General features: G+C 74.8%; 5 protein-coding genes. 1 reads left to right on the forward strand and 4 read right to left on the reverse strand.

What is annotated here, in order from left to right; genetic code table 11:
- Entirely contained in the window at positions 1 to 2,937 is a 2,937-nt protein-coding gene (locus tag AB5970_RS17750) for a DUF6519 domain-containing protein (RefSeq protein WP_370505275.1), read from the forward strand.
- 10 nt (positions 2,938 to 2,947) lie between these two features.
- Here the strand turns inward: AB5970_RS17750 and AB5970_RS17755 are convergent, their stop codons facing one another.
- From AB5970_RS17755 to AB5970_RS17770, 4 genes are all read right to left on the reverse strand, one after another.
- Complete coding sequence (locus AB5970_RS17755; RefSeq protein ID WP_370505276.1) at positions 2,948 to 6,862, reverse strand: eCIS core domain-containing protein; 3,915 nt, start codon at positions 6,860 to 6,862, stop codon at positions 2,948 to 2,950.
- Entirely contained in the window at positions 6,859 to 8,820 is a 1,962-nt protein-coding gene (locus tag AB5970_RS17760; protein WP_404990749.1) for an ATP-binding protein, read from the reverse strand. Before AB5970_RS17760 ends, AB5970_RS17755 begins: the two co-directional genes overlap by 4 nt.
- Positions 8,730 to 9,983: a DUF4255 domain-containing protein gene (locus tag AB5970_RS17765; RefSeq protein WP_370505278.1), complete on the reverse strand. Its 1,254-nt coding sequence runs from the start codon at positions 9,981 to 9,983 to the stop codon at positions 8,730 to 8,732. Before AB5970_RS17765 ends, AB5970_RS17760 begins: the two co-directional genes overlap by 91 nt.
- Positions 9,980 to 10,405, reverse strand: a 426-nt coding sequence (locus tag AB5970_RS17770; protein ID WP_370505279.1) for a hypothetical protein, incomplete at its 5' end; no start/stop codon positions are given. The genes AB5970_RS17770 and AB5970_RS17765, both read right to left, overlap by 4 nt.

Genomic DNA, 10,405 nt, shown 5'->3' on the forward strand with positions numbered 1-10,405 from the left:
ATGCAGGGAGACTTCTCGCGGTCGACCTTCGAGGCGCGACGCGGGTACCGGTCCGTGCTCCTGCAGCAGGGCCGCGTGCTGCTCGACTCCGAGGTCAACGAGCAGGCGGCGATCACCGCGCACCACGACGAGACCCGGACCGTCGACGTGGTCGGGCCGGCGGGCGGCCCGCTCCCGCTCGACGGTGGACCCGGGCCGTTCGCCGTGGTCGACGCGTCCGGCGCGACGCCGACCGGTCCCGTGCCCTGGGCCCAGCTGCTCGTGACGCCCGGGCGCTACTACGCCGACGGCGTGCTCGCCGAGAGCCCGGCTCCGACGACCGGTCCGGGCTGGCGGCTCACCGACCAGCCGCACCTGCCGGGCGGGCTGCCCGAACCGGGCTCGGACGTGGCCGTCGGCGGACGCGTGGGGCTGTTCCTGGACGTCTGGCAGCACCACGTGACGCCCGACGAGGACCTCACGCTGCTCGAGCCGGCCCTCGGCGGACCGGACACGAGCACGCGCTCGCAGACCGTGTGGCAGGTGCGCTGGCTCCCGCTGGTGGACAAGGGGGACGGCTGCGCCGACATCGTCCGCCTCTCCGGGGCGACCGCCACGCACCGCACGATGGCCGCCCGGCTCGAGGAGCCCGTCGACTCGGACGACCCCTGCCGGATCACGACCTCGGGCGGGTACCAGCTGCTCGAGAACCAGCTCTACCGCGTCCAGGTGCACACGGTGGCCGCGGACGGCTCGGCGACGTTCCTCTGGTCCCGCGAGAACGGCAGCGTCGTCGCGGGCATCCGGTCGTTCGGCGCGAGCACCGGCGGCACGACCGAGCTGGTGCTCGACCGCGACGGCCGCGACGAGGAGCTGTCGTTCCACGACCAGAGCCTGGTCGAGGTGACGAGCGAGGACAGGGTGCTGCGCGGCGAGCCGGGCTTCCTGGCGACGGCGGGAGCGCCGCTGGTGAGCGGCACGTCCGCGGAGGGTCTCACGCTGCCGGTCACCTGGGCGATCCTGCCCGGCCCGACGTTCGCGCAGCTGGGCGCCCACCCGGTCGCCCGCCGCTGGGAGGGCGGCCCCCTGCCCGTCCGGACGACGAAGACGCTGCTCGAAGGCGGCATCTCGGTGACGTTCGGCGCCGCTGGCGCACCGCTGCGGACCGGCGACTACTGGCAGGTCCCCGCGCGCACGGTGCGCCTCGCGTACGGGCTGACCGCCCGCACCGGCACCATCGAGTGGCCGACCGACGGGTCCGGGACCGCACTGATGGTCCCGCCCGCCGGCGTCCCGCACCACGTCGCTCCGCTGGCGACCCTGCTGCGCGACGCGGCCGGCTGGGTCGTGCAGTCCGACTGCCGGTCGTTGTTCCCGCCGCTCACGAGCCTGGTGACCATCGACCTGGTGGGCGGTGACGGTCAGGAGGCGATGCCCGGCGACCCGTTGCCGGAGCCGGTCCGGGTCGTGGTCCGCAACGGCGGCGTCCCCGTGGTGGGCGCCCGCGTCAAGGGCATCGCGCGCTCGGGAGCGACCGAGGCCGGCGCGGTGGACGACGCCGAGCCGATCGACGTCGCCGCGAGCGCGATCGTGACCGCGGTGACCGGGTCCGACGGCGTCGCCTCGTTCTTCTGGCGGCTCGACCCGGCCGGCAGCACCACCCAGACCCTGACCCTGACCCGGCTGGACGCCGCCCAGCCGACGGTGGATGTCCCGGTCGACGTCGAGGTGGTCGCAACGGCGCGGCTGAGCGTCGCCCGGCAGGTGGCGTGGGACGACCCGAGGTGCGCGGGCTTCGCGGAGGTGCGGACGGTCGCCGACGCGCTCGCCCAGCTCAGCACCACCCGGTCGCTGCTCCTGCTCGGCGGCGACGGCCAGGAGGTCGACACCCAGGGGGACGTGCTGGCGCGCCCCGTCCGGGTCGCCGTGACCAGCCCGTGCGGGCCCGTCGAGGGCGCGAAGGTCACCGCCGGCACCGCGGGCGGCGCCGACGGGGCCGTGGCCGTGGCGACGGGCGGTGGCCCGGCGCCCGCGACGCTCGGCGGCGACACCGAGGCCACCGCGGTCACCGGGGGCGACGGGATCGCGGAGTTCTGGTGGCAGCCGCAGTTCGCGGACGGCCGCTCGGCACTGCTCGACGTGCGGCTCGAGGAGTCCGACGAACCGCACGCGCACGTGACGTCGACCCTCGACCTCGGCAGGGGGACTCGAGGCCTGCACATCACCGACCTGCTGCTCTCCGGCCGGCGCCAGTTCCGCAACGACAGCAGGATCAGCGGGTCCGTGCTCGCCCGCGGCTTCGAGATCGTCCTCGACGGCCCGGTGAACCCGCGGTCGGTCGCCGGGAAGCCGGTCGTGCACCTCACGCTCGCGCTGCCCTGGCCGTGGCCCGGCGACGGCGACGTCTGGAGCCAGACCCCGGTGGGCACCCGGACCGTCGAGCTCGCCGGGAGCCTCGACCCCAAGGAGAACCTCCTCATCTGGCGGCCCTCGGACCACACGGCGGAGTGGCTCACGGCCGAGCTGTGGGACGTGCTGCTGCGGGCCGGCTGGGACAACCCCGTCGAGGGCCGCCTCGTCGTCGACTCGTGGGCGATCCAGGCCGCGGGCGACGAGCGCGGCGTCCCGATCAACGGGCACGCGGTCGCCGTCATGGACGGCAACCGGACCGAGCTCGTGCTGCCCACGGACGACGCCATCGCCGGCGGCCGGTACGAGCAGTGGTTCTGGCTCATGCAGAAGGCGCCCGACGAGCGGGTGCTGCTGCCCGAGGTCGTCGGGCTCGGTCGCGTGGCCTGGCGCAAGGCGCTCGCCGACGTCGGCGTGGACCTCGACACGCTCGACCTGGAGACCCAGGTGGTCGCCGGCGTGCCCAAGGGCCGGATCCTGTCCATGGACCCGCCTCCCGGGACACCGCTCGAGGCGGGCACGCGGGTGCGGGTGGTCGTCAGCGGCTGACGCTGCGTGGTCAGTGCGCCGGGACCGGCGCCGGGTGCACCTGCTCCTCCAGGACGTGCGGCCACTGCTCGGGCAGCAACGCCATCCCGGCGGCCGCACGGGCTTCTGCCGCCGGCGTGACGCTCGGCTCGGACACCGTCCACCCCCCGATCTGCAGGCTGGCGGTCGTTGTCCCGATCGTGGGCGACACGTACAGGTCGTTCCAGGTGAGATGGCGGTGGTTCGCAGCACCCGGCGTGAGCTCGGCGGCCTCCGCCAGCGACGTCGAGCACAGCCGGCACGGGCTCAGGTTGATGCTGGCGTCGATCGCCGTCACCCGCCCCGCGATCCCCCCCGGCCCGCGGTTGCGCTGCAGGTAGGCGAGGAACTGCCGCTCGGCGTGCGTGTCGTTGGTCCGCTCGTTGGGCGATCCGCGCAGCTCCCCGGTGTTCCAGGTGAGGAGCTCGATCCGCTGCGGCTCGGACGGCTGGGCCACGATCCCGCCAGGCCGGCGACGCGGGTCGTCCTGGCGTGTCGTGAAGGCCCGGCGTGGCGGCTGGAGCGGGTCGAGCAGCGTCCGGTCCTGCATCGCGAGCCCGCCTGAGGCATCCCGGATCGGGTCGCCGGCCGAGTCCCGCGCGAGCTGCCGGGCCGTGCTGGTGCCGGACGCGCCGGCGGTGCTCCCCTCGACCGTCAGGGAGATCCGCAGGACTGCTTGTCGGGACGCGACGAACCCGGGCATCAGGGCCGCGATCTCGGTCCACGGGCTCGCGGACCCGAAGACGTGGTAGCTGCCGTCCGCATTCGGACCGCGCAGCTCGAGGCCGGTCAGACCCGCGGCACGCAGCTCCTGACTGATGCCGGTCAGCTCGGTGCGGAGCTGATCGATCGACTCGGGGTGCGCCGCGAGGGCGGCCCGCAGCCGCGCCTGCGCCCGCGCCTTCGGACCTCCCTCGTCGGCACCTGCGGCAGGCTCGCCCGGACGCGCACCACCGACCCCCAGCGCCGCCAGTGCCGACCGCCCGAGCGTGATGGCCTGGTCGATCAGCCACGACACCGCCTGCTCGACGACGCCGCGGATGCTCTGCACGATCTCGACGATCTTCTCGGGGATGTTGCCGATCCCCACCTGGTTGGCCAGGAACCCGATCGCCATGGGCACGGCCATCGCGAGCCCGTGCTCGACCTTCTGCGCGGCGGGGTCGACGTTGCCGTGCGCCACCTCGTCCAGGGTCGTGACGTACTCGTTGACCACCTCGAGCACCTCGCGGATGTAGTCGATGAGCGACTGCACGGCGCGGAAGAACGCGAGGAAGCTGTTGACCACGGCCATGACGCCGGTGGGGTCGAGCATCGAGATCAGCTTCTCGACGACGGCGGACACGATCCGCTCCTGGATCCAGGTCTGCGCGGCGCTGATGATCGTGTCCCACAGGTTCGACAGCTGGCCCTGGATGAACTCCCAGATCGCGGTCATGCCGCGCTCCTGCACGTCCTTGAGGAAGGTCCACGCGCCGCTCAGCATGCTGATCGCCCCGCGGATCCGCCCCACGGTCTCGGCGCCCAGGCGCTCCTCCAGCTTGGCCCAGACCAGGTCCATCGACAGGCCCAGCACCTGGAGCACGAGCGTGATGATCGACTCCACCGACACCTCGGTGGGTGGCGTGATGCCCATCTGCCGCAGCCCGCGGAACAGCCAGGCGGACAGCCCGTTCAGCAGGTGCGTGACGATGTGGTCGACGAACGACAGGAAGCCGCGCTTGAGGGCCTCGAGCATGTTGAGCAGGAAGCGCACGGGGTCGGCCTGGATGGCGTCGATGGCCGAGGTGACGTGCTCGATGATGCTGGCGAGCAGGTCGCTCGGGAAGTTCATCAGCCGCAGGATCAGCTCGATGACGACCTGCACCACCGTCGAGACGAACGAGATGATCCGGCCCAGCGGCTCGCCGAACGCGCCGACGATCCGCTCGAAGGTGTCCAGCGGGTGCAGCAGGTCCTCGAGGTGCAGACTGTCCCAGATCCCACGGAACGTGCCGGTGATCATGCTCCACGAGATGCCGAGCGTGGCCGCCGCGGTCTCGATGCGCCCGGCCGCCTCGGCGATGACGCCGGACTCCTCCAGCTGGTGGAACGTGTTCTCGCCGTCCGGCAGCAGCGTGATGAAGCCGCCGATGAGGTTGGCGGGGGTCAGCGGGACGACCTCCTGCGTGAAGGGGTCCTTCCCGATCAGCACGGTGACCAGCCGGAACCCGCGGGCGTGGTGCGCGTGCTCGCTGAGCCAGTGCAGCAACGAGTCCTTGACCAGCGACAGCGCCTGGGCGATGAGCTCCTCGGCGAACGTCCGCACCCGGCCCAGCAGCTCGCCGGCGTGCGTCACCAGCCGGTCGAGGGCGTTGGGCAGGTCGGCGATGTTCGACGGCTGGATCGCCTGCCACGCCTCGCGGAACAGCGCACCGAGGTCGTCGACGAGCGACAGGACGCGCCCGACGTTCGCGTCGATCCACGCCGCGACCTGCGTGATGACCCCGCGCTCGCGCAGCTGCTCGATCTTGTCGCCCTGGCCCAGCAGGCGCAGCAGGTCCTCGAGGATCTCCTCCGTGGTCGCGACCACCGGGGTGCCCCGCAGCGGGTCGCGGTGCAGCACCTTCTTGGCGACGTCCCAGACGGGTCCGACGGTCGGTCCGGTGAGCAGCGGCTCGACCATGCCGACGGCGAGCTCCCGGACCAGCGCGAGGATCCCGTCGACCAGCTCACCGGCGAACGCGGTGACGTCGCGGGCGACCGCCCCGACGTGGCGAGCGATCACCGCGAGGTTGGCGGTCAGCCCGTCGACGAGGTGGATCTCGTCCCACGCCGCGTCGATCTCGCGCTGCAGGCGCGCGAGCGTGAGGTTGTGGGCCAGGAGGCCACCCGTGACCAGGTCGAGCACGCGCTGCACGAGGTCGCCCGCGGCGAGCCGGTCGTAGATCGCGGTGCCGTACGGCACGAGCCCGACCACGCCGCGCACCACGCGCTCGGGGGTGGGCTCGACGCGGCGTCCCCTGATCGGGTCGTAGCGGACCAGAAGGGTCAGCAGCGTGTAGCCGGGCACGGAGTCGGCCTGCTCGCCGATGGCGTCGCGGGCGGCGGTGTCGATGCCGAGGAGGTCGCGGTGCACGATCCCGGCCGTGCCGGGCTGGACCGCGTGCGTGAGCTCGTGGGCGAGCAGGGGGACGTCGGTGGCGCTCTGCCCGGCGCCGAGGAAGACGTGCGTGCCCACGGTGAAGGCACGGGCGTCGAGGTCGCGCGCGGCCTGTTCGGTCCGTCGGTCCTGGTGCACCCGGACCCCGGACACGTCCGCGCCCAGGAGTGGCTCGACCTGACGCGCGACCGGGTCGGCGACCGGTGCACCCGGGCCGGGCGCGGCGACCACGCGGCGGACGGCGGACGGCACGTCGGGCCGCGCCAACGGGCCGGTCGGGGGTCCCCGGCCGGAGGTCTGGTCCTGCACGAGGCGCGTCGGGGGCGCCCGCGCGGGCTGGCCGGCGCGCTCCGCCGCCCGCCGTGCCGCGACCTCCCGTACGTCGGTCGGGCTGGACACCGAGGTCGCGACGGCTGCGACGGGCGTCGCCACGACCACGGGCGTCCGCTCCGCCTCCCGGCCGATCTCCCTGCGCCGGACTTCCCCCTTGTGCCGGCGCGCCGGGACCTGCTCGGCCGCCGGCGTCGGTCCGCCGGCGCGCTCCTCCCAGCGCGCCACCGCGTCGAGGGGCGGCGGCGTCGCGGGTGGGCGCCCGGCTCGCACCATCACGCGCCCGGCGTCGTGCGCCCCGCGCCCCGTCGGCACCGGCACCGCGACCTGGACCGGCAAGGGGGCACCCGGCGCGGGGACGGTCTCCTGCCGGCGCTGCCGCTCCCGGTCGTCGCGGTCGCGCTCGGCGACGGCCACCCGGTCCTCGGCGGTCACGTCGGCCTCCGCGGCATCGTGCGCCCCGTCTTGGCCAGCTCCCACCGCGCCGCGGTGTCGACCGCGGCGGCGTCGACCACCCCGTCCTCGGCGGCCGCGAGGTACGCCGCCGTGAGCGCGATCGCCGCGATGCCGCCGCCGGGCACGTCCACCGCCGCCAGCCGGTCCACGTCGAGGCCCGCCGTCGGGGTGGTGCCGGGGAACGCCTTGCGCCACATGGCCGCTCGCAGGGCCTGCTCGGGATAGGGGAACGTCACGATCGTACGCAGGCGTCGCGTGAAGGCCTGGTCGAGGGCGTCGCGGGAGTTCGTCGTGAGGATGGCCAGCCCGCGGAACTGCTCCATGCGCTGGAGCAGGTAGCCCACCTCCAGGTTGGCGTACCTGTCGTGGCTGTCCCGCACCTGCGACCGGCTGCCGAACAGCGCGTCCGCCTCGTCGAACAGCAGCACGCACGAGCCGTCCTCGGCGGCGTCGAACAACCGGCGCAGCTGCTTCTCGGTCTCGCCGATGTACTTACTGACCACCTGGCTGAGGTCGACGTGCACGAGGTCGAGCTCGAGGTCGTGCGCGATCACCTCGGCCGCCGTCGTCTTGCCGGTCCCGCTCGGGCCGGTGAACAGGGCCGTGGTGCCCAGCCCGCGGGTCGAGCGGTCGGCGAAGCCCCAGTCGTCGAGCACCCGGACACGGTGCCGGACGGACGCCACCAGCGCCCGCAGCTGCTCGGTCTGCGTCGGCGGCAGCACCAGGTCGTCCCACGTCGCCCGGGCGGGCAGCACGCTCGCCAGGCCCGCGAGCGCGGCCTGCGACCGCTCGCGGCACGCGGTCCACAGCGACGCCCCGGACCGGACCTCGGACGCCACGGACTCGAGGTCGTCGAGCGCCAGGTCGAACACCCCGGCCACCTGGTCGACGTCGTGCAGGCGGGGGTCGACGCCCGCGCGGCGCAGCGCGGAGCCCACCGCCTCGCGCCGCGCGCCGACCTGCAGCCGCCCGACGTGCACGACGACCGCCTCGCCCGGCCGCTCGGCCTCGCCGTCGTCGGCGACGAGGGCGAGGGGGGTGTCCAGCCCCTGCAGCGCGGAGACCAGGCCGCGCGCGTCGTCCTGGGGGGCGTCGGCGAGGTCGACCACCCACGCGACGCCCGAGAGCACGGTGTCGCGCTCGAGTCGGCGCAGCAGGCGGTCGCGCTCCTCGGGCTCGCGCGGGACGTCGGTGGCCGACAGCAGCATCGCGTTCATGCCGAGCCGGTCGGCGGCGGCGCCGACCACGGCACGCACGTTCCCCCGCTGCGGCCCGTGCAGCACCACCGCCCGGCTGGTCCGCCACGCGGCGGCGAGCCGTTCGGCGGCCGCGCCGAGCTCGGGGGGCAGCCAGACCGGCGGCGGCAGCGGCCGGGCCAGGGCCGCCAGGCGGCTGTCGAGGTAGCCCGCCCCGGCCAGGTGGTGCAGGACGCGCTCGTCCACCACGAGGGGGCTGCCGGTGGGGCTGCTCGGCTCGGCCAGCGTGACCAGCTCCCACCGACGCAGCGGGGCCGGGGGGGTCAGCGCGCTCCAGTGGGCGTCGGGCAGGACCGCGAGCGCCGTGCCGAACGTGAGCCGCCGACCCCCGCCGAGCGTGGCGAGGTCCTCCCCCACGGCCGCGACCAGCTCGGGTCCCGCGGCCAGCAGCAGGACCGCGCGCTCGAACGCGGTCAGGCCGAAGCCCTGGGCGAGGTCGTCGAGGGTGGACGGGCCGCCGAGGTGCTCGCGCGCCGACCGGGCGGCCGCCTCGCACGGCACGGCGTCCTCGCCCCGGACGTGCGCCCGGAGCACGTCCAGCTCGGCGAGGACGGCGTCGCGGCTCGCGGTCGCGCGGTCGGTGGACGGGTTCACGGCAGGCTCAGCACGGGGCCGTCGTACACGTCGGCCGACATCGTCGGCATGCTCTGTGCGCCGTCGACGACGACGCGCACGAGCCAGTCCCCGTCGGGCACGTCGGCCCGGTCCAGCTGGATGGTCGACGAGGGCGGCGTCCCCGGGGCGATCGGCGCCAGCTGGACGGACACCGTGTTGGCGACGCCGTCGAGAGGCGTCCGGCGCGCCAGGTCCACCTCGCAGCGCTGACCGGGCCGCAGCGCCGGGCTGATGCCGATGCTCACCACGGTCGCCGTCGCGCTCGTGGCGCCGACGACCGGGCGCACCAGGACGGGCAGCACGTTCGACCGGGCGAGCGTGCGGGGCGGTGGCGAGAGCGGCGGTCCGGGCCGGGCGCGCTGCACCACGCTCGCCGCGAGCAGCCCGGCCGGCACGTCGCCGGTCAGCACGACCTCGAGGACGTCGTCGTGCAGCGGCGCCACGGGGACCAGCTCCGCACCGCCGACCCTGACCACCGTGACCGGGCCACGCAGCCCCGACCCGGTGAGGCGCAGGCGGCTGCCCGTGGACACGACCGCGCCCGGCGGCACGGTGTCGAGGCCGAGCAGGTGCGGCCGTCGCAGGGGGTCCACCTCGACCGTGCGCGTCAGCACGGGCGGTGCGGCGCGCGGGCTGACCTCCGCCTCGAGCACCACCACCGTCGCCGTGTAGGCGACCGAGAGCAGGTACGACGTCCCGAACGCTCCCCAGAGCCGCGAGAGCTCCTCGAGCGTCAGCACCTGCGGCGCGAGCTTGACCAGCTCGACCTGGTCGGCGAGGTCCGCGTTGGACAGGAACTCCAGCCCGCTGGTCCCCTCGAAGTGGGTGATCGCGGTCGCCACCACGTCACGCGTCAGCACCTGGTTGACGGAGAGCGCGAGGACCGCGCGGGCCATCAGCCGGTGCGGCTCGAGGTCCACGTCCTGGCCGTAGGCGCTGACCAGGAAGTGCAGGTCGACCGCCGCGACCGGCCGGTTGTTCAGGCTGCCGTCCGAGCGCCGCGTGGGCAGGTCGGTGAGGTTCCACGCGTGGTTGGGCGTGACCTCGTAGAGGAAGACGTTGAGTCCCCGGATCGGGTCGTTGCCCACGGCCGAGGCGCTGATCTGGTCCGGCCGCAGGGTCGTCACCTTCGCCCCACCCACCGCGCCGGGCTGGGCGCCGCCGAGCGACTGGTCGAGGATGTAGCAGATCGTCGACGTGACGGCCGCGACCGCGACGGTGTTGCTCACGACCGCTCCCCGCGGCGAGCGGCGAGGTAGGCGTCGTGGTCGACCACGGGTCCGCGCGAGGCCCGGGTGCGGGCGGGTGCCGGGGCGCGCGGCGCGGGGTGCACCACCTCGACGTGGGCGATGTGCACGTGGACGTCGCCGCCCGCCCGGGTGGGCGGCGCGACCTCGGCCACGCGGACCACCGGCCGGGTGTCGGGCGCGGGGCGGCGCAGCACCGGTGCCTCGCCCCGCACGAGCGTCACCTCGGGATCCGGCAGCAGCCCGGCCTCGACCAGCGCGGGGACCACGTGGCGGGCCAGCAGCACGCCCGGCTCGGGGTCGGGGACGGCGGGGACACCCTCCTGGGGCGGCGGGCGCCGCCGCGACGCGGGGAGAAGATCTCCGTCGGGCGGCGTCGCGCGGACGACGTCAGGTTCGGGCTC

Source organism: Cellulomonas sp. ICMP 17802 (assembly GCF_041295535.1).
Classification (GTDB): Bacteria; Actinomycetota; Actinomycetes; order Actinomycetales; family Cellulomonadaceae; genus Cellulomonas.

What these genes read in the sequence shown, in the direction of transcription:
- AB5970_RS17750 (WP_370505275.1), top strand. Translation starts at nt 1, where the DNA reads ATGCAGGGAGACTTCTCGCGGTCGACCTTCGAGGCGCGACGCGGGTAC.